Origin of the sequence: Variovorax davisae, assembly GCF_030316845.1 — a bacterium.
Classification (GTDB): Bacteria; Pseudomonadota; Gammaproteobacteria; order Burkholderiales; family Burkholderiaceae_C; genus Variovorax; species Variovorax davisae.
This window is the reverse complement of sequence record NZ_JASZYS010000001.1, coordinates 348,678-371,072: the sequence shown is the minus strand read 5'-3', so window position 1 is coordinate 371,072 and position 22,395 is coordinate 348,678. Positions and strand designations below refer to the sequence as shown.

The window sequence follows — 22,395 nt, the reverse complement described above, 5'->3', positions numbered from 1 at the left end:
CGCGGCCTTTCCTCGGGTTGTCACTGCAGCAGTTCGAATCCCTGCTCGCGCACGCTCTGCGAGTCGAATCCGATCTGCACGTTGAAGCGGCCCGGCTCCGCCACGCGGCGCAGCTGGGCGTTGAAGAACTTGAGCTTGTCCTCGTCGACCGTGAAGCGCACTTGGCGCTCCTCGCCGGGCTGCAGCATGAGCTTGCGGAAATCCCTCAGCTCCTTGACCGGACGGACCACCGACGCGGCCACGTCCTGGATATAGAGCTGCACCACGGTCTCGCCCGCACGCTGGCCCGTGTTCTTGACGGTCACGGTCGCTTCGACCTTGCCCTTGCGCGCCATGGTGGGGCTCGACAGCGTGACGTCCGACAGCGTGAAGTCGGTGTAGCTCAGGCCATAGCCGAAGGGATACAGCGGGCCGGTCACCTCCTCGTAGTACTGCGAGGTGTAGTTGCCCGGCTTGCCCTCCGTGAAGGGGCGGCCCAGCCGCGGATGGTTGTAGTAGGTCGGGATCTGCCCGACCGAGCGCGGGAACGAGATCGGCAGCTTGCCCGCCGGGTTGTAGTCGCCGTAGAGCACGTCGGCGATCGCGTTGCCGCCCTCGGTGCCGGTGTACCAGGTCTCGAGGATCGCGTCGGCCTCCTGCTGTTCGCGCACCAGCGCCAGCGGCCGGCCGTTCATGAGCACCAGCACCAGCGGCTTGCCGGTGGCCTTGAGCGCGGTGATCAGGTCGCGCTGGCTTTGCGGCAGGTCCAGGCTGGTGCGGCTCGACGACTCGTGCGACATGCCGCGCGCCTCGCCGACCGCCGCCACCACCACGTCGGCCTGCTGCGCGGCCTTCACCGCCTCGGCGATCATCTCGGCCGGCGCCCGCGGGTCCTGCGTCACCTCGGGCGTGTCCCAGTTGAGGAAGTTGAGGTACTTGACGATGCTCTCGTCGTTGGTGATGTTGGCGCCGCGCGCATAGATCACGCGCCCCTTGCCGTCCTTGGCCACCGCGGCGTTCAGGCCCGCGCGCAAGGTGACCGCGTTCTTCGAGTAGCCCGCCGCCGACCAGCTGCCGAGCATGTCGATCGGCGCGTCGGCCAGCGGGCCGACCAGCGCGATGGCGGCCGAGCGCGCCAGCGGCAGCGTGCGGTTGCGGTTCTCGAGCAGCACCATCGACTTGCGCGCCACCTCGCGCGCGGCCGGACGGCTCAGGCGGCTGTCGGCATTGAGGTCCGGCGGGTCGTCCTTGGCCACGCCGATGCGCAGGTACGGGTCCCGGAACAGGCCCATGTCGTACTTGGCGCCCAGCACCTCGCGCACCGCGTTGTCGATGGCCTTCATGCTCACCTCGCCGGACTTGACCAGGCCCGGCAGCTCCTTCAGGTAGACCGAATCGGCCATGCTGAGGTCGATGCCGTTGTTGATCGCCAGCTTGGCCGCCTCGCGCTCGTCCTTGGCCACGCCATGGCGGATCAGCTCGATGATGGCGCCGTGGTCGCTCACGGCCACGCCCTTGAAGCCCCAGTCCTTGCGCAGCAGGTCCTGCATCAGCCAGGTGTTGGAAGTGGCCGGCACGCCGTTGATCGAGTTGAGCGCCACCATCACGCCGCCGGAGCCGGCATCGATCGCGGCGCGGTACGGCGGCAGGTAGTCCTGGTACATGCGCATCGGGCTCATGTCGACCGTGTTGTAGTCGCGCCCGCCTTCCACCGCGCCGTACAGCGCGAAGTGCTTCACGGCCGTCATGATGTGGCCGCCGGGAACCGGCAGCGTGCCGCCCTGGAAGCCCTTGACCGCCGCCTTGGCGATCTCGGACACCAGGTAGGGGTCCTCGCCGAAGCCCTCCGAGGTGCGGCCCCAGCGCGGGTCGCGCGCGATGTCGACCATCGGCGCGAAGGTCATGTCGATCGAGTCGGCGCTGGCTTCGCGGGCGGCGGTGCGCGCCATCACGTCGACCGCGCCCAGGTCCCAGCTGGACGCCAGGCCGAGGCCGATCGGGAAGGTGGTGCGATGGCCGTGGATCACGTCGTAGGCGTAGAACATCGGGATCTTCAGCCGGCTCTTCATCGCTGCATCCTGCAGCCGCCGGTTGTCGGGGCGGTTGACCGAATTGAAGGTGCCGCCGACCCGGCCGGCCGCGATCTCGTCGGCCAGCTGCGCGATCGGCATCTCGGGACCGATGCTGATCAGGCGCAGCTGGCCTATCTTCTCGTCGAGCGTCATCCTTGAAATGAGGTCGGCAACCAGGGCCGTCTTGTTCTTCGGTGCGGCGGGCTGCGCCTGGGCGAAGGCCAGCGGGCTGGCCAATCCGGCCGCCAGGGCCAGCACAAACGACATCTTCATTCAGTCTCTTTCATGGATTCATCGCCGCGTGCGGCGATGCGTCTCGCGCACGGTCCCTCTGCGAACGGGCAGGCTTCTAGCCCTGGATGCTAAGCTAAGCCGATATTTGTCGACCCGGACAGATCCGAGATGCGACAGGAAGTTTCCATAAGTTGGTTTCCATGATTGTTAAAGCCGCACCCCGCCAGGCACCGAAGCTCGCGCTGCTCTCCCTGGCCTCCGCCGCCATGCTGCTCTGGGCCGGCCAGGCCCAGGCCTTCTCGCTCGACGACGTCACGGCCCAGGCGCGCGCCCTGATGAACAAGCCCTACGTGGCGCCGGTGAACAACCTGCCGCCGGCCTTCAGCGGCATGCAGTTCGCCGACTACCAGAAGATGCAGCCGCGCGCCGACCGCTTCGAATGGAAGGACCTGGACACGCCGTTCCGGCTGAACTTCTACCACCAGGGCATGCAGTTCAATTCGGCGGTGCGGATCAACGAGATCACGGCCAATGGCGTGCAGGAGATCAAGTACGACCCCGACCGCTTCGACTTCGGCGGCCTGGCCTTCGACCGCAGCGCGACCCAGGCCCTGGGCTACGCCGGCTTTCGGGTGCTCTACCCGATCAACCAGCCCGACAAGCTCGACGAGATCGTGAGCTTCCTCGGCGCCAGCTATTTCCGGGTGGTCGGCAAGGGCCAGGTGTACGGGCTGTCGAGCCGGGGGCTGGCGATCGACACCGCGCCGCCGGGCGGCGAGGAGTTCCCGAACTTCCGCGAGTTCTGGATCCAGCGGCCGGCGCCGCAGGACCGCCAGGTGGTGATCTACGCGCTGCTCGACTCGCCGCGCGCCACCGGCGCCTACCAGTTCATCGTCACGCCCGCGGGCAAGGACGCGGTGGTCGACGTGCAGGCCAACATCTTCGTGCGCGGCGACATCCAGACGCTGGGCATCGCGCCGTTGACCAGCATGTTCCTCTACGGCCCGAACCAGCAGTCGGACCTCAAGCGCGGCTTCCGGCCCGCGATCCACGACTCGAACGGCCTCGCGCTGCGCACCGGCAGCGGCGAATGGCTCTGGCGGCCGCTCAACAACCCGCGCCAGCTCGCGATCAGCGCCTTCGAGGTCGAGAACCCGAAGGGCTTCGGCCTGCTGCAGCGCGGGCGCGAGTTCTCGCGCTACGAAGACCTCAAGGACCGCTACGACCTGCGTCCGAGCGCCTGGATCGAGCCGCAGGGCCAGTGGGGCAAGGGCCGCGTCACGCTGATGGAAATCCCGACGCCGGACGAGACCAACGACAACATCGTCGCCTTCTGGACCCCCGAGGCGCCCACCCGGCGCGGCCAGATGCTGCAATTCGCCTACCGCATGCACTGGACCACCGACGAGCCGGCGCTGCACGATGCCGGCAACGCCTGGGTCCGCCAGACCTTCCACACCGACAGCGAGCAGCTGCAGGCCAACCTGATCCGCAAGCTCGACGGCAACAGCGCCTTCCTGATCGACTTCGAAGGTCCGGTGCTGGCCAGCCTGCCGGCCGGTGCCGAGATCAAGTCGCGGGTCAGCGTGGGCGACAACGCCGAGCTGATCGACGTCGGCATCGAACGCAACCCGGCGATCAAGGGTTGGCGCGTGGCGCTGCGGGTGCGCGTGAAGAACCCGGCCTTGCCGGTCGAGATGCGGGCCGCCCTGGTGCAGGGCGACCAGCCGATCAGCGAAACATGGAGCTACCAGCTGCCGCCGAATCCACCGCCGGTGCCGGCCGCTGCGCCGCCCGCGGCGACGCCCTGAGCGGCTTGCGGCCTCAGGCCAGCAGCTTGGCGCCGGTCTTGGCCTGCAGCGCGTCGAATGTCACGCCAGGCGCGAGTTCGACCACCTTCAGGCCTTCGGGCGTGACGTCCATCACGGCCAGGTCGGTGATGATGCGGTCGACCACGCCGACGCCGGTCAGCGGCAGGCTGCACTTCTCGAGGATCTTGAGGTCCTCGGTGCCGTCCTTCTTGCGGGCGACGTGCTCCATCAGGATGATCACGCGCTTGACGCCGGCCACCAGGTCCATCGCGCCGCCCATGCCCTTGACCATCTTGCCCGGGATCATCCAGTTGGCGAGGTCGCCCTTTTCGCTCACCTGCATCGCGCCGAGGATCGACAGGTTGATCTTGCCGCCGCGGATCATCGCGAAGCTGTCGTGGCTGCCGAAGATGGCCGAACCCGGCAAGGTCGTGACAGTCTGCTTGCCGGCGTTGATCAGGTCGGCGTCGACCTGGTCCTCGGTCGGGAAGGGGCCGATGCCGAGCATGCCGTTCTCGCTCTGCAGCCAGACTTCCTTGTCGCCGACGAAATTCGCGACCAGGGTCGGGATGCCGATGCCGAGGTTGACGTAGAAGCCGTCTTCGAGTTCTTCGGCCGCGCGTGCGGCCATCTGGTCCTGGGTCCAGGGCATGTCAGGCTCCTTTGGTGTTCTTGATGGGCGCGGGGACGTCGCTGCCGGCGGCGGCCTGCGCGATCGCGGCCTGGGCCTCGACCTTGGCGGCGGCGGCATCGACCGATGCGCTCACGGTGCGCTTCTCGATGCGCTTCTCGGGCGTGGCGTTGAGCACGATGCGGTGCACGTAGATGCCCGGCAGGTGGATGTCGTCGGGCGCCAGCTCGCCGACCTCGACGATCTTCTCGACCTCGACGATGCAGACCTTGCCGGCCATCGCGGCGGCCGGGTTGAAGTTGCGCGCCGTCAGGCGGAAGCGCAGGTTGCCCGACTTGTCGGCCACGTCGGCCTTGACCAGCGCCACGTCGGGGACCAGCGAGCGTTCCATGACGTAGGTCTCGCCGTCGAACTCGCGCAGCTCCTTGCCTTCCGCGACCTGCGTGCCGACGCCGGTCTTGGTGAAGAAGGCCGGGATGCCGGCGCCGCCCGCGCGCAGCTTCTCGGCCAGCGTGCCCTGCGGCGTGAATTCGAGCTCGAGTTCGCCGGCCAGGTACTGGCGCTCGAACTCCTTGTTCTCGCCGACATAGCTGGCGACCATCTTCTTGATCTGCCGGGTCTCGAGCAGCTTGCCAAGGCCGAAGCCGTCGACACCGGCGTTGTTCGAGATGCAGGTCAGGTTCTTGACGCCCGAGTCGTGCAGCGCATCGATCAGCGCCTCGGGGATGCCGCACAGGCCGAAGCCGCCGACGGCAAGGGTCTGGCCGTCGGCCACGACGCCCTTGAGCGCCGCGTCGGCGGAGGGATAGATCTTGTTCGCCATGGTTCCTCGCTGGGTGATGGGATGGGGTTGAATCGGGTCGAAATCCGAACCCGGACGATACTACGTACTGGCATACGTAGTATTTCGTAATGGACACACCCGACGCCGCGCCCGCCGCCATCGACTACCGGCTCGCCTTCGAGCAGGCGCCGGTGGGCATGGTGCTGTCGCGCCATCGGATCATCGTCGACTGCAACCTGCGCGTGTGCGAGATGTTCGGAGCCACGCGCGACGCGCTGGTCGGGCAGTCGTTTCGCGTCCTGTACCCGAGCGTCGTCGAATTCGAGCGCATCGGCAAGCGCATGGAGCCGATCCTGAACGCCAGCGGCCGCTATGCCGACAACCGCATGATGAAGCGCCTGGGCGACCTGCACGGCGTCTTCGCGGGCGAAACCTTCTGGTGCCACGTCAGCGGCCAGGCGCTCAACCGCGAGGCGCCGCACGAGGCCGGCATCTGGACCTTCGAGGACCTGGGCTCGCGGCGGGCCGCCAAGGCCGACCTGACGCCGCGCGAGCGCGAGGTCGCGGCGCAGGTGATGAAGGGGCTGACCTCGAAGGAGATCGGCCGGGTCCTGGCGATCAGCCACCGCACGGTCGAGATCCACCGCGCCCGCCTGATGCGCAAGTACACGGCGGCGACCACGGCCGAACTGGTGCAGAAACTGATCGCGGGCTAGCATCCGCGCCACCGATGAACCCCTTCCACGATCCCGCCAAGCCCCATCACCGCGCGGACGGCTTCCAGAACAACTACATCGAGTTCCAGCCCAAGAGCCTGTCCGAGGTGCTGCGCTGGCGCCGCGAAGCGGCCCGCCTCCACCTGCCGCCGCCGCCGCTGGCGCCGACGCCCCGGGTGGTGCCCGAGCTGGCCTGGCTGCGCGCCAATGCGGCCGCCGGCGCAGCGATGGCGCCGGCCGTCACCTGGATCGGCCATGCCACCGCGATGGTGCAGCTGGGCGGGCTGACGGTGCTGACCGATCCGATGTTCTCCGGCCGGGCCTCGCCGCTGCCGCTGGTCGGTCCGCGCCGCCATGCGGCCCCGGGACTCGCGCTGGCCGAGCTGCCGCACATCGATCTGGTGCTGGTCTCGCACAACCACTACGACCACCTCGATGCGGCCTCCGTGCTGGCGCTGAACCGGCAGCCGGGCGGACCGCCGCTGTTCGTCGTGCCGCTGGGCCTCAAGGATTGGCTGGCGGCGCGCGGCATCACGCGCTCGATCGAACTCGACTGGTGGGACCGCCAGCGCCTCGACGGCCCGCAGGGTCCGGTCGAGGTGGCCCTGGTGCCGGCCCAGCACTGGTCCTCGCGCAGCCCGCGCGACGCCATGGCGACGCTGTGGGGCGGCTTCGCCGTGCTGGCGCCCGACTGCCACCTGCTGTTCACGGGCGACACCGGCTACTCGCGCGACTTCGGCGACATCCGCCAGCACTTCAGCGACCGGCAGACCGTGGCGCAAGGCGGCGGCTTCGACCTTGCCCTGATCCCGATCGGCGCCTATGCGCCGCGCTGGTTCATGCGCGACCAGCACGTGGATGTGGGCGAAGCCTTGCGCATCCACGCCGACCTCGGCGCCAAGCGCTCGCTCGGCATCCACTGGGGCGTGTTTCAGCTGACCGACGAGGCGCTGGACGAGCCGCCGCGCAAGCTGGCCGAGTTGCGCGAGGCCAGAGGGTTGGCGGAAGAGGAGTTCTTCGTGACCGCGATCGGAGAGACGCGCCGGCTGGCGCCGCGTCGCGGGTTCAGCCCGCTTTCCGAAACGTGAGGTTGATGCGCGAGGCGCCGAGCAGCGGGTGCTCGCCCTCCTTGAGCGGCAGCACGCCGTGGAAATTGAGCCGCGCCGGCCCGCCCCACACCACGACATCGCCGTGCGCGAGCGGCACGCGCCGCGGCCTGTCGCTGCGCGTCGGGCCGCCGAACTGGAACAGCGCGGGCAGGCCGAGCGAGACGGAGACGATCGGCTGCCGCAGATCGCGCTCGTTGCGGTCCTGGTGCAGCGACAGGCGGGTGCCGGGCAGGTAGCGATTGACCAGGCAGGCATCGGGCACGAAGCCTTCGAAGCCGGCCTCCGATGCCGCCTGCGCCGCCAGCGCGGCAAAGGCGGCCGGCATCGCCGGCCAGGGCCGCCCGCTGTCGGGATCGATCGGGTCGTAGCGGTAGCCGCTGCGATCGCTGACCCAGCCCAGCGCACCGCAGTTGCTCATGGCGACGGACATCGTGAAGCCGCCCGGCGTCACCAGATGGCGAAACGGCGCCTGCGCGGTGACGGCCTGCACGGCCGCGAGCAGGGCCGCATCGTGCCGGCAGGCAAAACGCCGCAGCACGACGGCGCCGGGCGCCAGCGGCCCCCGCGAAGGCGCATCGGGTTCGAACAGATCCAGGGTCATTCAGGTGGCGTCGTGGAAGATGATGCCCAGCGTGTGCCGGCGGCCAGACCGCACGAGGCTCACGCCGTGGCGCAGGTTGACCCGGTAGGCGCCGCGCGTGCCCTGCACCGGCCGGTGGTGCACGGCGATCACCGCGGCGTCGCCCTGGCGCAGCGGCAGCACCATCGGCCGCGACTGCATGCGCGGGCGCTGCTCGGTCATGACGAATTCTCCGCCCGTGAAATCGCGCTCCGGCTCGGACAGCAGCACCACCAGCTGCAGCGGAAAGACCTGCTCGCCGTAGAGGTCCTGGTGCAGGCAGTTGTAGTCGCCGGGGCCGTACTGGAGCAGCAGCGGCGTCGGCCTCGACTGGCCCGCCGCATGGCAGCGCGCGATGAACTCGGCATGCTGCTGCGGATAGCGCACATCGATGCCCATGGCCTCGTTCCAGCGGTTGGCGATCGGCGCGAGCCGCGGGTAGACCGATTCGCGCAGCCCTGCGACCAGGCCCGGCAAGGGATGGTCGAAGTACTTGTATTCGCCGCGCCCGAAGCCGTGGCGCTCCATCACGACCCGGCTGCGAAACGGGCCCGGCCCGGCGTAGAGCGCAGCCATCGACCGGCACTGCTCGGGCGTCAGCCGGGCCCGGAGGACGGCATGGCCCTGTTCGTCGAGATCGCTCGCGACCTGCGCCCAGTCGACCGTGTCGATGTCGCGTGCGCTCACGAGTGTTCCGCCTCTCGTTGCAGCAGCGCACTCTTGCGCTCCACGCCCCAGCGGTAGCCCGAGAGGCCGCCGTCGCTGCGCACCACGCGGTGGCACGGGATCGCCACCGCCAGCGCGTTGGCGCCGCAGGCCTGGGCCACGGCGCGCACCGACTTCGGCGCGCCGATGCGCTCGGCGATCTGGCTGTAGCTCGCGGTCGCGCCGGCCGGGATCTCGCGCAGCGCCTGCCACACGCGCAGCTGGAAGGCCGTGCCGCGCAGGTCCAGCGGCAGGTCGAGCCCGAGCCCCGGTGCCTCGACGAAGCCGACGACCCGCGCCACCAGTGCTTCGAAGGCCGGGTCGCCGCCGATCAGCCGGGCCTTCGGGAAGCGGTCCTGCAGGTCGCGCGCCAGCGCATCGGGATCGTCCCCGAGTGCGATCGCGCAGACCCCGCGCGCACTTTGCGCCACCAGGATGGCGCCCAGCGCGCAGGCGCCGATGGCGAAGCGGATCTCGGTGTCGGCACCGCCGGCGCGCCAGGCGGTGGGCGTCATGCCCAGCGTCCGGTCGGCGTCCTCGTAGAAGCGGCCGTTGGAGTTGTAGCCGGCGTCGTAGATGGCGCTCGTGACCGATTCGCTGCCGCCCAGCGACTCGCGCACGCGGTGGGCGCGGTGGGCGGCCGCGTAGGCCTTCGGCGTCAGCCCCGTCACCGCCTTGAAGAGCCGCTGCACGTGCGACGCGCTCAGGCCGGCACGTTCGGCCAGTTCGTCGAGCGTGGGCGCCTGCTCGGCGCTTTCGATGAAGCGGCACAGGTCGGCGACCTGCACCGCCTGCCGCTCGGCGCGCGCCGGCTGGTCGGGCTGGCAGCGCATGCAGGGCCGGAACCCGGCGCGCTCGGCGTCGGCCGGGGTGGCGTGGAAGTCGACGTTCTCGGGCCGCGCGGGACGGGCGCCGCACGAAGGCCGGCAGTAGACGCCGGTGGTCCGCACCGAATAGACGAAGCGGCCATCGGCGGCCAAGTCGCGCGCGGCCACCGCCGCCCAGCGCGGATCGCTCACCGTGGCGAGGGCCCGCATTTCATTGGTGTTGCTCATGTTCATCTTGTCCTCGGCATGTTGTGGATCGGTGCCTTCACTGTAGGAAAGCCCGCGGCGCCACGCACTCCGTGTCTTGCTTTCGAATTCGACTGTAGGACCAGACCGCCCCTGCGGCGTGATCAGCCTTCGGCCTACGAAGCGCCGTCCGTACCGTCCCTAGATTCAGAAGATGGATCGTCGCTCACTTCTGGCCGCGGGTGGGGCCTCGCTGGCGCTGGCCGCGCTCGGGATGCCGGCGGGCGCATGGGCGGCCGCCGGACTCCGGTTCGGCCAACCCTCGCCCTTCTCCTTCGAACGCCTGGTCGCTTTGTCCAAGTCGCTGGCCGCCAAGCCACGGGTGGCCGACGCCTCGCTGCCGGCCGAGGTGCTGCAGCGCATCGACTACGACGCCCAGGGCAAGATCCGCTTCGACACCCGCAACGCCTTGTTCCGGGACGGTCCCGGCGCGTTTCCCGTGACCTTCTTCCACCTGGGGCGCCTCGCGCCGGTGCCGGTCCACGTGTACCTGCTCGAGGACGCGCGCGGCGACGGCTTCGCGCGCGAGATCCTGTACGACCCGGCGCTGTTCACCATGCCGGCCGACAGCCCGGCCAGGCAGTTGCCGGCCGGTGCCGGCTTCGCCGGCTTCCGGCTGCAGGAGAGCCGGCTCGGCAACCAGGCCGGGCGGCCCTGGCAGGACAACGACTGGGTGGCCTTCCAGGGCGCCTCCTACTTCCGTGCCATCGGCGAGCTCTACCAGTACGGGCTGTCGGCGCGCGGCATCGCGCTCGATGCGGCGGTGCCCGACCGACCCGAGGAGTTCCCCGACTTCACGCGCTTCTACTTCGAGCCGCCGGCGCCGGGCTCGAACGCCATGACGGTCTACGCCCTGCTCGAAGGACCGAGCATCACCGGCGCCTACAAGTTCGTGATGCAGCGCGGCAAGGGCGTGCTGATGGACATCGAGTGCCGCCTCTTCCTGCGCCGCGACGTGGCCCGCTTCGGCCTCGCGCCGCTGACTTCGATGTACTGGTACTCCGAGACCGTGAAGCCGACCGGCATCGACTGGCGGCCCGAGGTGCACGACTCCGACGGCCTGGCGATGTGGAACGGCGCCGGCGAGCGCATCTGGCGGCCTCTCAACAACCCGAGCCAGACCCGTGCCACGACCTTCACCGACAACAATCCCAAGGGCTTCGGCCTGCTGCAGCGCGACCGCAGCTTCGACCACTACCAGGACGGCGTCTATTACGAGAAGCGGCCGAGCCTGTGGGTCGAGCCGATCGGTGCCTGGGGCGAAGGTGAGATACAGCTGATCGAGATCGCGACCGACGACGAGATCCACGACAACGTGCTGGCCTGCTGGGTGCCCAAGGCGCCGGCCAGCGCGGGTTCGAGCGTGACGCTCAAGTACCGCCTCCACTGGAGCGCCGAAGAGCCCTTCCCCTCACCACTCGCGCGTTGCGTCGCCACCCGCATGGGCCGCGGCGGCCAGCCGGGCCGGCCCCGGCCGGCGGGGGTGCGCAAGTTCATGGTGGAGTTCGCCGGCAAGCCGCTGGAGTCGCTCGCCTCCGGGGTCAAGCCCGAACTGGTGCTGACCGCGGCGCGCGGCAAGTTCTCGTACGTCTTCGCGGAAGCCGTGCCGAACGGCGTGCCCGGGCATTGGCGGGCGCAGTTCGACTTCACGCCGGAGGGCGGCGAAGCGGTCGACATGCGACTGTTCCTGAAGAACGGGCAGCAGACCTTGTCGGAAACCTGGCTGTATCAGTTTCAGCCGGGTTGAGAGCCGCCCTACTTCCCCTTCACCGCAATCAACTCGATCTCGAAATTCAAGGTCGCATTCGGCGGGATCACCCCGCTCGCCCCGCGCGTGCCGTAGGCGATGCCCGGCGGGCAGGTCAGCTTGGCCTTGCCGCCGACCTTCATCAGCTGCACGCCTTCGGTCCAGCACGGGATCACGCCGTTGAGCGGGAACTCGGTCGGCTCGCCGCGCTTGTAGGAGCTGTCGAACTCCTTGCCATCGGGGAAGGTGCCGCGGTAGTGCACCTTGACCACGTCGGTCGCGGCCGGCGAGGCGCCCTTGCCGTCGACCAGCGACTGGAACACCAGCCCGCTGGGCTTGGTGACCGGCGCCGACTGCGCGAAGGCGCTCGGCAAGACGAACAACGAAACGACGGCGGCACAAAGAACTGATCGCACGGCAAACCCTTGGTTGATTGGACGAAGAGCCTCATTATTGCCGGGTGGCGCCGGCCTGGCACCGCTCTTGCACATCGTTGCCGTCACTTCATCGACCCTCCGCCTGCACCATGCGCTACCGCACCACGATCGACACCCAGGTATTCGACTTCGACGACCTGAAGCAGGTCATGGCCTTTGCCAGCCCGGCACGCTCGGGCGACTACCTGGCGGGCGTCGGCGCCGCCACCGCGCAGCAGCGCATGGCCGCGCGCCATGTGCTGGCCGAGACGCCGCTCAAGCAGTTCCTGACCGAGGCGCTGATCCCCTACGAGGCCGACAACATCACGCGCCTGATCGTCGACGGCCACGATGCCGCCGCCTTCGCGCCGGTGGCGCACCTGACGGTCGGCGACTTCCGCAACTGGCTGCTGTCCGACCTTGCCGACACCGCCGCATTGAGCGCGCTGGCGCCCGGCCTGACGCCCGAGATGGTGGCCGCGGCCTGCAAGCTCATGCGCAACCAGGACCTGGTCGCCGTGGCCCGCAAATGCAGCGTGGTCACGCGCTTTCGGGACACCATCGGCCTGCCCGGCCATCTCTCGGTGCGGCTGCAGCCCAACCACCCGACCGACGACCTGCGCGGCGTCGCCGCCTCCACGCTCGATGGCCTGCTGATGGGCGCCGGCGATGCCGTGATCGGGCTCAACCCGGCCTCCGACAGCATGCCGGTCCTGGGCGAGCTGCTGCGCCTGCTCGACGAGGTGATCCAGCGCTTCGAGATCCCGACCCAGAGCTGCGTGCTGACCCACGTCACCAACACGCTGAAGCTGGCCGAGTCCGGGGCGCCGATCGACCTGGTGTTCCAGTCGATCGGCGGCACCGAGAAGACGAACGTTTCGTTCGGCGTCACGCCCGCGTTGCTCGACGAGGCCCATGCGGCTGCGCAATCGCTGAATCGCGGCACCGTGGGGCGCAACTGCATGTACTTCGAGACCGGCCAGGGCAGCGCGCTGTCGGCCAACGCCAACTTCGGCGTCGACCAGCAGACCTGCGAGGCGCGTGCCTATGCCCTGGCCCGCCGCTACCAGCCCTTGCTGATCAACACCGTGGTCGGCTTCATCGGCCCCGAGTACCTGTACGACGGCAAGCAGATCATCCGCGCCGGCCTCGAGGACCACTTCTGCGGCAAGCTGCTGGGCCTGCCGATCGGCTGCGACATCTGCTACACCAACCACGCCGAGGCCGACCAGGACGACATGGACACGCTGCTGGTGCTGCTCGGCACGGCCGGCATCAACTTCATCATGGGCGTGCCGGGTGCCGACGACGTGATGCTCAACTACCAGAGCACCTCCTTCCACGACGCGCTGTTCCTGCGCCAGACGCTGGGCCTGAAGCGGGCGCCCGAGTTCGAGGCCTGGCTGCAGCGCATGCAGATCAGCGACGCCGCGGGCCGGCTCCACCCGCCCGCGGCCAACCGCCTGCTGGCCGACATGGGCGCCCTGGCGGCGCTGGCCCGATGAACGACATCGTCACCGCCAGCCCCTGGGGCGCCTGGCGCAGCGCCACCCCGGCGCGGCTGGCGCTCGGCCGCGCCGGCGCCGGCATGCCGACCGACGAGGTGTTGCGCTTCGGCTGGGCGCATGCGATGGCGCGCGATGCGATCCACGCTGCGCTCGACGTGCCGGCGCTCGGGTCCGCGCTGCGCGACGGCGGCTGGGCCGTGGCCGAGGCGCGCAGCCGCGCCCCCGACCGCACCGCCTACCTGCGCCGCCCCGACCTCGGCCGGCAGCTCGATGCCGGCGACGCCGAGCGGCTGCGCGCCGCCGCCGCAGCGCCGGCCGACCTGTGCATCGTGGTCGGCGACGGCCTGTCCTCGCTGGCGGTGGCGCGCCATGCCGCCCCGCTGCTGGCGGCGCTGCGCGAGCATCTGCCGCCCGGCCTGACGCTGGCGCCGGTGGTGATCGCGACCCAGGCCCGGGTCGCGCTGGCGGACGAGATCGGCGAGGCCTTCGGCGCCCGGCTGTCGGTCATGCTGATCGGCGAACGCCCGGGGCTGAGTTCGCCCGACAGCCTCGGGATCTACATCACGCACGCGCCGCGCCGTGGCCGCCACGATGCCGAGCGCAACTGCATCGCCAACGTGCGGCCCGAGGGGCTGCCTTACGCATCGGCCGCCTTCAAGCTCGGCTGGCTGCTGCGCGAAGCCCTGCGCCGGGGACTGACCGGCGTCGCGCTGAAGGACGACAGCGAGCTCCATCTCCCCGCCTCCCCCGGATCGGTGAACGGGCCCTGACCCGGCGTTCTTGCTGAGGGCCCGACTGCCGCGCGAGAAGAAGCAGCCACCGCATCGTGCCCGCGGCACGACGCCAGCGCATCGAGCGCGGGCTGGTAGCTGGGGGTTCTGACATCCATCAGGCCGAGCACCGTGTGGTAGAGGTTGTCGTGCGTGAGCGGCGTGTCCAGCCCCGCCGCCATGCAGCCGGCGGACAGCTGCCGGCGGGCCTGCATGCCTTCGCCGAACCAGGCCACCATCGGCACGTGCTTCTGCACTTCGGGCGCGAACCCGTAGGGCACGCCATGCAGGAACAGGCCGTATTCGCCCAGCGATTCGCCGTGGTCGCTCAGGTAGAGCAGCGCCGGATCGAACTTCGCCGACTGGCCCTGGAGCCAGTCGATGGTCTTGCCGAGGAAGCGGTCGGTGTAGGCGATCGAGTTGTCGTAGCCGTTCAACAGCTCGGAATGGCTGCACTCGGCCAGCGCATTGCTCTGGCATTCGGGCAGGAAGCGCTTGGCGTCCGGCGACGAGCGCTTGAAGTACGAGGGGCCGTGGCTGCCCATCTGGTGCATCACCAGCACCACGCCCTTGGCACGGCGCTCGGCGGGCAGCGCGGCCAGGCGCTGGTCCAGGCCCCTGAGCATGACGTCGTCGAGGCATTCGTCGCCGTCGCACAAGGCGCTCTTGACACTGGCGTCCAGCGGCTCGAAGGCCGAGGCATGGGGAATGCGGTCGCACACGCCCTTGCAGCCGCCGGCCTGGTTGTCGAGCCAGAACACCGCCAGGCCCGAGGCCTGCAGCACGTCCATCAGGTTCTCGTAGTCGTCCTTGCGCCCCTCGAAGCCCTGCTTGCCGAGCGGCGAGAACATGCAGGGCACGGAGGCCAGGGTGTTGGTGCCGCAGGAATGGACGTCGCGCCAGCTCAGCACCTTGCGCGCCGCCAGCTGCGGCGTGGTGTCGCGCGCATAGCCGTTGAGGCCGAAATGGTCGGCGCGCGCGGTCTCGCCCACCACCAGCACGAACAGCGGCGGCCTGGGCTGCCCGGCATAGCTGGCGCCCAGGACGGCACCGCCGCTCATCGGGATCAGCCGGCGGTTGTGCTTGAAGAGCGGCCCGAGGGTCACCGATCCGGCGGAATAGAGGCTCGCCAGCGGATTCATCATGTAGCGCAGGTTGACGTTGTTGCGCATCAGCGGCGCCAGTTGCCGATTCATGGCCATCGCACCGCCTGCGGCCAGCACCGCCACGGCCAGCAGCAGCGCGACGTTGCGCCAGGCCTGCGAGACCAGGGGCTGGGGCGTCAGCCGAAGGCGCCAGAGCGCCCACCCCGGCAGGGCAGCGAGCAGCAGCACGTTGAGCACCAGGCGCCAGCTCATCAGGTCGCGCACCTCGTTGGCGTCGGTCTGCATGGCATTGGCCAGCATGCTCGGGTCCATCACCACGTGGTAGCTCAGCATGTAGTACTGGACCACCGCCGCCAGCACGACGACGCCGAGCCAGACCGGCTTCATCCAGCGCGACCAGGCGGTGAAGGACAGCAGCGCCACGCTGCCGCACACCGTGAGCAGCAGCATCGATGCAATCGAGGGCAGGTAGACGCTGGGTGCGCCGCCGATGCGCGCGAGTTCGATCCACAGCGCCCAGTTGGTGGCGAAGGCGAGATAGAGGCTCAGCCACACGACCACGCGGCGAGCCGTGCGCGGACGCGCCAGCCAGGCGTCGACGGCTTGCCAGCGCGAACGCAGCGCGGCGACGGGTACGGGTACGAGCGGGTCATCGACCCCCGGGTTGCTGCGCGGGAGCGCGACGGAAGACGAAGAGGAACCAAGCATCCGTGCAGACTACGGAGCAGGACTGAAACCTCCCTGAATCGACGAATCAGGCTTCGTTCAGCTTTGGCGACGCGCTCGCCCGCGTGCGCCGACCGGACAATGCCCGGACCAGCGCATCGATCGCCAAGGCGGTCACCCAGCACAACCATGCGGTCCACAGGGTGTGGCTCATGAAGTGGGCGCCCCGCCACTGCTGGGACAGGCCCAGGGCCAGCCCGGCGACCAGCACGCCGGCGAGCCAGACCCGCGCGACGCCGGGCGATGCGCGGCGAAAGACGAAGTAGCCGCCCAGGTAGGCGAAGGCCGCCGAGGCATGGCCGGCCGGGAAGCAGTGGCCCGAGCCGCCGTCGCGCACGCCCCAGGCCCAGTGCGACACGTGCTGCGCCGCGCCGCCGAAGGCCTGGAGATCCCAGGGGCAGCTGGTCTGGCTGCTGAACTTGAGCAGCGAGATGAAGACCACGCTGGCCAGCGCGGTCGCGGCCAGCTGGACCCGCTCGCCCTGGCGCAGGCGCCGAAGCAGGCCGAGCGGCCACCGGATGGCGGCGAACAGCCCGATCACCAGCAGCCAGCTGAACGTCTTGGCGGCCTCGTGCATTACCTTGTTCAGGAACCAGTCGTCGCGCCACGGAAAGCCCGTGGGCGTGCCCGCCATCCGTGCCAGCACGAGGTCCAGCCCGCTGGCATCCCACAGCAGCAGCAGCCCGAGGGCGACCAGCGTGAGGGCGAGCAGGCGGGCGTAGGCAGAGCGAATCATGCGGCGCGAGCCTAGCGCCCGGGCATGAACCCAGGCTGAAGCCGGGGCCGGCAGGCCCTAGACTCCTCATTTTCGAAAGGACGCGAGCCGTGCGCATATTGCTGGTCGAAGACGACACCGGACTGGCCGACGCTGTCTGCAGTTATCTTCAGGCAAAGGCCTTCGTGGTCGACGTGGCACCGGGCCTGGCGGAAGCCCGCGCCGCGCTGGCCGCGGTGCAGTACGCGGCCGTGCTGCTCGACCTGCACCTGGGCGACGGCGACGGCCTGTCGCTGCTGCCGACCATCCGCGCCCTGCGCGAGCGGCCGATCGTGATCGTCCTGACCGCCCGCGACCAGGTGACCGACCGCATCCGCGGCCTCGATGCCGGCGCCGACGACTACCTCATCAAGCCCTACGACCCGGCCGAGCTGCTGGCCCGGCTGCGGGCGGTCGAGCGCCGCCGCAGCACCAGCAGCGCCCCCGTGCTGCGGCTCGGGACGCTCGAGATCGACCTGGCGCGCGACCTGGTGCGCAAGGACGGCTTTCCGGTCACGCTGACCCAGAAGGAATGGGCGCTGCTGCGCGTCATGGCGACCCGTCCCGACCGCATCCACACGCGCGAGAACCTGGCCGACGCGCTCTACGGCTTCGGCGACGAGGCCGACAGCAACACGCTCGAGGTTTTCATCAGCCGGCTGCGCAGAAAGCTCGGGCGCAACCACATCCAGACCCTGCGCGGCCTGGGCTACCGGCTCTCGTTCGCACCGGAAGAAGAGCAGGAATGAATCTCAAGCTGATGCAGCAGGTGGGCTTCGAGCCGCTGGGCCGGCGCGATTCGCTGGCCGGGCGCCTGACGCGCACGCTGATCGTCTGGGTCGGCGGGGTCTGGCTGCTGTGCGTGCTCGGGGTGGTCTGGTATGTGGACCGCGAGATCAACCACAACTTCGACAGCGAGCTGATCGAGGTCTCGCACCGGATGTTCGACATGGCGGCGCACGAGCTCGACAAGCTGCGCAGCGAGAACCCGAATGCGCGGCTGCCCTTGATCGCACCGCCCCAGCTGTATCCGACCGATGCGGTGATCTACCAGGTGGTCAGCCTGCATGAACAGGTGTTGCTGCGCTCGGCCGAGGCGCCGATCAACGCCTTCGACGTCCCGCTGGCGGCCGGCTTCGCCAACGCCGAGCCCTGGCGCATCTACACCGTGCGGCATCCCACGCGCGAGCTCTTCCTCCAGGTCGCCGATCCGCTGGACGAGCGCCGCACCGCGCTCAACCGGACCCTGTTCGGGCTCATCATCCCGCTCGGCGCCGTGCTGCCCCTGCTGGCGCTGGTGCTGCGCAACGTGGCGCGCAACGAACTGCGCGTGCTGCAGCAGCTGGCCCGCGAAATCGAGCAGCGCAGCGGCGTCGACCTGCGCCCGATCCAGCTGCCCGGGCTGCCGAAGGAACTGCGCTCGGTGGCCGACCACGTCAGCCAGTTGCTCGAGCGCCTGTCGCAGGCCCTGGACGTCGAGCGCGCGCTGGCCGCCAACGCCGCCCACGAGCTGCGCACCCCGCTGGCCGCCGCCCGGCTCAGGCTGCAGACCGCGCTCGACCACGACCTGAAGCACGACGACGTGAAGGCCGCGCTCGATGCGCTGCAGATGCTGGGCCACCGCACCGAGAAGCTGCTGCAGCTGTCGCGCGCCGAGTCCGGGGCCTCGCTGACCCGGGCGCCGATCGACCTGGTCCAGCTCGCCGGCACCGTGGCCCAGGAGTTCTGGCAGGACCCGCGCGTCAACGAGCGCCTGTCGCTCAAGGTCCCGGACAGCGAGCCGCCGGTGGCGCTCGGTGACGTCGACGCGCTCGCGATCGCGCTGCGCAACCTGGTCGAGAACGCCTTGCGCTATGGACGCGGCCGCGTCGTGGTCGAAGTGCTGGAGCCCTGCACGCTGGCGGTGCGCGACTTCGGACCCGGCGTCAACGCGGAGCAGTTGCGCACGCTGCAGCATCGCCACGTGCGCCATGGTTCCGACCGCGCCGGCTACGGGCTCGGGCTGTCGATCGTCGGCACCATCGTCGACAAGCTGGGTGCCCGGCTCGAGCTGAGCTCGCCGCCGTCGGGCGCGCCCTCGGGCTTCGAGGCGCGCATCGCGCTGCGCCCGGCTTGAGCTTTGCGGTCATCGGTGGGCCTTGATGGACGCCACGATGCCCAGCACGAACAGCAGCGCCGCCAGCCATTCGGTCGCCAGCGGCCAGCGCCCGTCCCACAGGAACGCATAGAGCAGCGCGAACAGGGTCTCGCTCACGATCAGCTGGCCGCAGAGGCTGGCGGAGAGCCGCTGGCTGGCGACGTTCCACAGCAGCGTGGCCAGCCATGACGAGCCGATGCCCCCGGCCAGGGCCAGCAGCAGGAACAGGTCGCCGTTCGGCTGCGCGCGCATCGCCTGGAAGCCGGAACCCGCCGACAGCCAGAGCACGGCGGCGCCCAGCCCGGTCGCGATGCCGAGCCAGTTCGCCCAGTCGGCGGCGTGGACCTCGGGGTGCCGCCGCAGCCACGCGGCATTGAGCAGTCCGAAGGCCGTCCAGCTCGCCATCGCCAGCAAGGCCAGCAACAGGCCTGAGCCGAAGCCGGCCCCGCCCGCAGCCTCGACGCCGGTCTGCGGCCACGCCGCCGCGACCATCAGCCCGATGCCCGCTGCGGTCAGCGCCAGGCCCGGCAGCAGGGCCCGCAGCGCCAGGCCCGCGGGCCGGCCCAGCAGCATCATCCAGACCGGGATGGTGCCGATGATCAGGCTCGGCACCGCGGTGCCCGCGCCGTCGATCGCAAAGGCGAGCAGCACGTAGTAGCCGGTGAAGCCGAGCACACTGAGCGCGAGCGCCGCGCCCGCCTGCCGCCCGCTGGGCCAGCGCCGCAGCGCGGGGCGCGCGGCGACGGCCACGCCGGCGACCGCGCCGAAGACCAGGAAGCGCGCGGCCGCGATGTCGACCATGCCGAAGTTGCCCACCATGCGCGGCGCCACGAACACCAGGCCCCAGAGCGCCCCCGCGGCCAGGCCGGCGGCGACGCCCGCCAGCGCGCGCGGCGTCAGAGCGCGAACCCGTCGTCGGCCGCGATCACGGCGCCATTGACGAAATGGCTCTGGCCGCTGGCCAGCAGCACGATCAGCCCGTCGAGGTCTTCGGGCTTGCCGACCCGCTTGCGCGGCAGCATGCCGACCAGCTTCTGGCCGCCGTCGGTGACCCAGTGCTCCTCGTTGAGCTCGGTGGCGATGTAGCCCGGACACAGCGCATTGACGTTGATGCCGAAGCGGCCCCACTCGAGCGCCATGGCCTTGGTCATCTGCACCAGCGCCGCCTTGCTCATGCAGTACACGCCGATCTGCGGCAGCACCTTGAGCGCCGCCACCGAGGCGATGTTGATGATCCGCCCGCCGACGTAGGTGCCCGGCGCCGCCCCCTGGGCGCGGGCCAGCATGCGCTTGCCGACCTCCTGGGCGACGAAGAAGGAGCCCTTGACGTTGGTGTCGAAGATGAAGTCGTAGTCGTCGACCGAGACGTCCTGCAGCCGCCGGGTGTGGCTCACGCCGGAGTTGTTGACCAGCACGTCGATCGGCCCGACCTCGGTCTCGGCCCGCGCCACCGCCGCCTTGATGCTGGCCGGGTCGGTGACGTCGAGCTCGACCACGTGGGCGTCGCCGCCCTCGCCTTCGATGCGCGCGCGCAGCTCCTTCAGGCGGTCGGTGTTGCGGCTGGCCAGCACCACGGCGGCGCCGGCGCGCGCCAGCGTCTTCGCGAACTGGGCGCCCAGACCGCTCGATGCGCCCGTGACGAAGGCGACGCGGCCGGAAAGATCGATGCTGTAAGCCATGGGAAAAGCTCCTGAGGGAGTCGCCGAGGCGACGCCCCGGAGCGCGGGCGGGTGACGCATAAAATGGCCCGGCCCGCCGCGGTGCCTCGCACCCTCAAATCATTATCGACGAGACCCCACATGACGAATGACGAAATCCTCGCCCAGTTCGGCCCCCGCGAATCCATGGAGTACGACGTGGTCGTGGTCGGCGCCGGTCCCGGCGGCCTGGCCACCGCGATCCGCCTGAAGCAGCTGGCCGCCTCGCACGGCAAGGACATCTCGGTGGTGGTGCTCGAGAAGGGCTCGGAGCCCGGTGCGCACATCCTGTCGGGCGCGATCATGGATCCGCGCGCGCTGTACGAGCTGCTGCCCGACTGGGAGGAGCTCGGCGCGCCGCTGAACCAGCCGGTCACGCGCGACACCTTCCTCATGATGACCGAGACCGGCGCCACCCGGACGCCGAACTTCATGCTGCCGAAGAACTTCCACAACGAAGGCAACTACATCGTGAGCCTGGGCAACGTGGTGCGCTGGCTGGCGCAGCAGGCCGAGGCGGCGGGCGTCGAGATCTTCGCCGGCTTTCCGGCGGCCGAGGTGCTCTATACGGACGACGGCAAGGTGCGCGGCGTCGCCACCGGCAACCTCGGCATCGGCAAGGACGGCGAGCCGACCGAGAACTTCCAGCTCGGCATGGAGCTGCACGCCAAGTACACCATCTTCGCGGAGGGCGCGCGCGGCCACCTGGGCCGCCAGCTGATCGCCAAGTACAAGCTCGACGACGGCAAGGACCCGCAAAGCTACGGCATCGGCATCAAGGAGCTGTGGGAGATCGACCCGGCGCGCCACGAGCCCGGCCTGGCGGTGCACACGGCCGGCTGGCCGCTGCCCTCGGACACCTACGGCGGCTCGTTCCTGTACCACGCCGAGAACAACCAGCTGATCATCGGCTACGTGGTCGGGCTCGACTACCAGAACCCCTACATGAGCCCGTTCGAGGAGTTCCAGCGCTTCAAGACCCACCCCAACATCCGCTGGTACTTCGAGGGCCAGGACAAGGGCCTGAAGGCGCCCAAGCGGCTGAGCTACGGCGCGCGGGCGATCACCGCGGGCGGCCTGCTGTCGCTGCCCAAGACCGTGTTCCCGGGCGGCGCGCTGGTCGGCTGCGAGGCCGGCTACCTCAACGCCAGCCGCATCAAGGGCAGCCACGCCGCGATCAAGACCGGCATGCTGGCCGCCGAGGCCGCCTACGAGGCCGTGATGGCCGGCCGCCAGCACGACGAGCTCTCGGCCTACCCGGCCGCCTTCGACAAGAGCTGGCTGCACACCGAGCTCAACAAGGCGCGCAACTTCAAGCAGTGGTTCAAGAAGGGCCTGGCGGTCGGCACGGTGATGACCGGCATCGAGCAGCTGGTGCTGCGCGGCCACATCCCGTGGACCATCCACCGCCACCAGGCCGACCACGAGCGGCTCAAGCCGGCGGCGTCCTGCAAGAAAATCGCCTACCCCAAGCCCGACGGCAAGCTCACCTTCGACCGCCTTTCCTCGGTGTTCGTCAGCAACACCAACCATGAAGAGAACCAGCCGGCGCACCTGACGCTGAAGAACGCCGCGGTGCCGACCACCATCAACCTGCCCGAGTACGCCGGCCCCGAAAGCCGCTACTGCCCGGCCGGCGTGTACGAGTTCGTGCCGGACGCCGAGGGCAAGGAAAAGCTGCAGATCAACGCCCAGAACTGCGTGCACTGCAAAACGTGCGACATCAAGGACCCGACGCAGAACATCGTCTGGGTCACGCCCGAAGGCGGCGGCGGCCCGAACTACGTGGGGATGTGAGGCG

Annotated in this window: 19 protein-coding genes and 1 pseudogene; 9 read left to right on the top strand and 11 right to left on the bottom strand. The window is 69.8% G+C overall.

Annotation, left to right across the window (positions count from 1 at the left end; genetic code table 11):
* Positions 1–20 precede the first annotated feature (20 nt).
* Positions 21–2,318 carry a beta-glucosidase BglX gene (bglX, locus tag QTI33_RS01835; protein ID WP_286504530.1) on the bottom strand — a complete coding sequence of 766 codons (2,298 nt, stop codon included), beginning with the start codon at positions 2,316–2,318 and terminating at the stop codon, positions 21–23.
* A gap of 167 nt (positions 2,319–2,485) precedes the next feature.
* Here bglX and QTI33_RS01830 point away from each other — a divergent pair, with 167 nt between their 5' ends.
* The gene (locus QTI33_RS01830) at positions 2,486–4,096 is read left to right on the top strand and encodes a glucan biosynthesis protein G (protein ID WP_286504047.1); all 1,611 of its coding nucleotides are present in this window, start codon (positions 2,486–2,488) and stop codon (positions 4,094–4,096) included.
* 13 nt (positions 4,097–4,109) lie between these two features.
* Here QTI33_RS01830 and QTI33_RS01825 read toward each other — a convergent pair whose 3' ends face one another.
* Positions 4,110–4,748, bottom strand: a complete 639-nt coding sequence (locus tag QTI33_RS01825; RefSeq protein ID WP_286504046.1) for a 3-oxoacid CoA-transferase subunit B — start codon at positions 4,746–4,748, stop codon at positions 4,110–4,112.
* Between the two features lies 1 nt (position 4,749).
* The gene (locus QTI33_RS01820; RefSeq protein WP_286504045.1) at positions 4,750–5,550 is read right to left on the bottom strand and encodes a CoA transferase subunit A; all 801 of its coding nucleotides are present in this window, start codon (positions 5,548–5,550) and stop codon (positions 4,750–4,752) included.
* Between the two features lie 89 nt (positions 5,551–5,639).
* Here QTI33_RS01820 and QTI33_RS01815 point away from each other — a divergent pair, with 89 nt between their 5' ends.
* Both QTI33_RS01815 and QTI33_RS01810 read left to right on the top strand, forming a co-directional pair.
* The gene (locus tag QTI33_RS01815) at positions 5,640–6,227 is read left to right on the top strand and encodes a PAS and helix-turn-helix domain-containing protein (RefSeq protein WP_286504044.1); all 588 of its coding nucleotides are present in this window, start codon (positions 5,640–5,642) and stop codon (positions 6,225–6,227) included.
* Between the two features lie 14 nt (positions 6,228–6,241).
* Positions 6,242–7,315: an MBL fold metallo-hydrolase gene (locus QTI33_RS01810; RefSeq protein ID WP_286504043.1), complete on the top strand. Its 1,074-nt coding sequence runs from the start codon at positions 6,242–6,244 to the stop codon at positions 7,313–7,315.
* Here QTI33_RS01810 and alkB read toward each other — a convergent pair.
* The 3 genes from alkB to ada are packed head-to-tail and all read right to left on the bottom strand — an operon-like array spanning position 7,293 to position 9,721.
* Positions 7,293–7,937, bottom strand: coding sequence for a DNA oxidative demethylase AlkB (gene alkB, locus QTI33_RS01805; protein WP_286504042.1), 645 nt, complete (start codon positions 7,935–7,937; stop codon positions 7,293–7,295). The two genes, QTI33_RS01810 and alkB, sit on opposite strands and share 23 nt — an antisense overlap.
* The gene (locus QTI33_RS01800; RefSeq protein ID WP_286504041.1) at positions 7,938–8,642 is read right to left on the bottom strand and encodes a 2OG-Fe(II) oxygenase; all 705 of its coding nucleotides are present in this window, start codon (positions 8,640–8,642) and stop codon (positions 7,938–7,940) included.
* Positions 8,639–9,721, bottom strand: a complete 1,083-nt coding sequence (gene ada / locus QTI33_RS01795; RefSeq protein WP_286504040.1) for a bifunctional DNA-binding transcriptional regulator/O6-methylguanine-DNA methyltransferase Ada — start codon at positions 9,719–9,721, stop codon at positions 8,639–8,641. Before ada ends, QTI33_RS01800 begins: the two co-directional genes overlap by 4 nt.
* A 166-nt stretch (positions 9,722–9,887) precedes the next feature.
* On the opposite strand from ada, the gene QTI33_RS01790 reads away from it, so the two are divergent.
* Positions 9,888–11,480, top strand: coding sequence for an OpgD/OpgG family glucan biosynthesis protein (locus QTI33_RS01790; protein ID WP_286504039.1), 1,593 nt, complete (start codon positions 9,888–9,890; stop codon positions 11,478–11,480).
* An 8-nt stretch (positions 11,481–11,488) separates the two neighbouring features.
* Here the strand turns inward: QTI33_RS01790 and QTI33_RS01785 are convergent, their stop codons facing one another.
* Positions 11,489–11,896, bottom strand: coding sequence for an FKBP-type peptidyl-prolyl cis-trans isomerase (locus QTI33_RS01785; RefSeq protein WP_286504038.1), 408 nt, complete (start codon positions 11,894–11,896; stop codon positions 11,489–11,491).
* 110 nt (positions 11,897–12,006) lie between these two features.
* Here QTI33_RS01785 and QTI33_RS01780 point away from each other — a divergent pair, with 110 nt between their 5' ends.
* A complete protein-coding gene (locus tag QTI33_RS01780; protein WP_286504037.1) occupies positions 12,007–13,401 on the top strand; it encodes an ethanolamine ammonia-lyase subunit EutB in 1,395 nt (464 codons plus the stop codon).
* A pseudogene (gene eutC, locus QTI33_RS01775) lies at positions 13,398–14,084 on the top strand (ethanolamine ammonia-lyase subunit EutC); the annotation flags it as partial. The gene QTI33_RS01780 and the pseudogene eutC, both read left to right, overlap by 4 nt.
* Here the strand turns inward: eutC and QTI33_RS01770 are convergent.
* Together QTI33_RS01770 and QTI33_RS01765 are read right to left on the bottom strand one after the other, a co-directional pair.
* Positions 14,042–15,988, bottom strand: coding sequence for a phosphoethanolamine transferase (locus tag QTI33_RS01770; protein WP_286504036.1), 1,947 nt, complete (start codon positions 15,986–15,988; stop codon positions 14,042–14,044). The pseudogene eutC and the gene QTI33_RS01770 sit on opposite strands and share 43 nt — an antisense overlap.
* A gap of 46 nt (positions 15,989–16,034) precedes the next feature.
* Entirely contained in the window at positions 16,035–16,742 is a 708-nt protein-coding gene (locus QTI33_RS01765; RefSeq protein ID WP_286504035.1) for a phosphatase PAP2 family protein, read from the bottom strand.
* Positions 16,743–16,831: 89 nt separating this feature from the next.
* Here QTI33_RS01765 and QTI33_RS01760 point away from each other — a divergent pair, with 89 nt between their 5' ends.
* Both QTI33_RS01760 and QTI33_RS01755 read left to right on the top strand, forming a co-directional pair.
* On the top strand, positions 16,832–17,509 hold the full coding sequence (locus tag QTI33_RS01760) for a response regulator (protein ID WP_286504034.1): 678 nt from the start codon (positions 16,832–16,834) through the stop codon (positions 17,507–17,509).
* Entirely contained in the window at positions 17,506–18,876 is a 1,371-nt protein-coding gene (locus tag QTI33_RS01755; protein ID WP_286504033.1) for a sensor histidine kinase, read from the top strand. The genes QTI33_RS01760 and QTI33_RS01755 overlap by 4 nt, the downstream gene beginning before the upstream one ends.
* A 9-nt stretch (positions 18,877–18,885) precedes the next feature.
* Here QTI33_RS01755 and QTI33_RS01750 read toward each other — a convergent pair whose 3' ends face one another.
* Both QTI33_RS01750 and QTI33_RS01745 read right to left on the bottom strand, forming a co-directional pair.
* Positions 18,886–19,716 (bottom strand): EamA family transporter, encoded by an 831-nt coding sequence (locus tag QTI33_RS01750; protein ID WP_444814790.1) that lies wholly within the window; start codon positions 19,714–19,716, stop codon positions 18,886–18,888.
* Between the two features lie 77 nt (positions 19,717–19,793).
* Entirely contained in the window at positions 19,794–20,576 is a 783-nt protein-coding gene (locus QTI33_RS01745; RefSeq protein WP_353506306.1) for an SDR family oxidoreductase, read from the bottom strand.
* A 120-nt stretch (positions 20,577–20,696) separates the two neighbouring features.
* On the opposite strand from QTI33_RS01745, the gene QTI33_RS01740 reads away from it, so the two are divergent.
* On the top strand, positions 20,697–22,391 hold the full coding sequence (locus QTI33_RS01740) for an electron transfer flavoprotein-ubiquinone oxidoreductase (RefSeq protein WP_286504031.1): 1,695 nt from the start codon (positions 20,697–20,699) through the stop codon (positions 22,389–22,391).
* Positions 22,392–22,395: the final 4 nt, after the last annotated feature.

Excerpts from the sequence above, each read along its gene's own strand:
- ada (WP_286504040.1), bottom strand. The coding sequence starts at position 9,721 with ATGAACATGAGCAACACCAATGAAATGCGGGCCCTCGCCACGGTGAGC.
- QTI33_RS01755 (WP_286504033.1), top strand. The coding sequence starts at position 17,506 with ATGAATCTCAAGCTGATGCAGCAGGTGGGCTTCGAGCCGCTGGGCCGG.
- alkB (WP_286504042.1), bottom strand. The coding sequence starts at position 7,937 with ATGACCCTGGATCTGTTCGAACCCGATGCGCCTTCGCGGGGGCCGCTG.
- QTI33_RS01770 (WP_286504036.1), bottom strand. The coding sequence starts at position 15,988 with ATGCTTGGTTCCTCTTCGTCTTCCGTCGCGCTCCCGCGCAGCAACCCG.
- QTI33_RS01825 (WP_286504046.1), bottom strand. The coding sequence starts at position 4,748 with ATGCCCTGGACCCAGGACCAGATGGCCGCACGCGCGGCCGAAGAACTC.
- QTI33_RS01830 (WP_286504047.1), top strand. The coding sequence starts at position 2,486 with ATGATTGTTAAAGCCGCACCCCGCCAGGCACCGAAGCTCGCGCTGCTC.
- QTI33_RS01780 (WP_286504037.1), top strand. The coding sequence starts at position 12,007 with ATGCGCTACCGCACCACGATCGACACCCAGGTATTCGACTTCGACGAC.
- QTI33_RS01750 (WP_444814790.1), bottom strand. The coding sequence starts at position 19,716 with ATGGTGGGCAACTTCGGCATGGTCGACATCGCGGCCGCGCGCTTCCTG.
- QTI33_RS01815 (WP_286504044.1), top strand. The coding sequence starts at position 5,640 with ATGGACACACCCGACGCCGCGCCCGCCGCCATCGACTACCGGCTCGCC.
- QTI33_RS01790 (WP_286504039.1), top strand. The coding sequence starts at position 9,888 with ATGGATCGTCGCTCACTTCTGGCCGCGGGTGGGGCCTCGCTGGCGCTG.
- bglX (WP_286504530.1), bottom strand. The coding sequence starts at position 2,318 with ATGTCGTTTGTGCTGGCCCTGGCGGCCGGATTGGCCAGCCCGCTGGCC.
- QTI33_RS01810 (WP_286504043.1), top strand. The coding sequence starts at position 6,242 with ATGAACCCCTTCCACGATCCCGCCAAGCCCCATCACCGCGCGGACGGC.
- QTI33_RS01740 (WP_286504031.1), top strand. The coding sequence starts at position 20,697 with ATGACGAATGACGAAATCCTCGCCCAGTTCGGCCCCCGCGAATCCATG.
- QTI33_RS01820 (WP_286504045.1), bottom strand. The coding sequence starts at position 5,550 with ATGGCGAACAAGATCTATCCCTCCGCCGACGCGGCGCTCAAGGGCGTC.
- QTI33_RS01745 (WP_353506306.1), bottom strand. The coding sequence starts at position 20,576 with ATGGCTTACAGCATCGATCTTTCCGGCCGCGTCGCCTTCGTCACGGGC.
- QTI33_RS01765 (WP_286504035.1), bottom strand. The coding sequence starts at position 16,742 with ATGATTCGCTCTGCCTACGCCCGCCTGCTCGCCCTCACGCTGGTCGCC.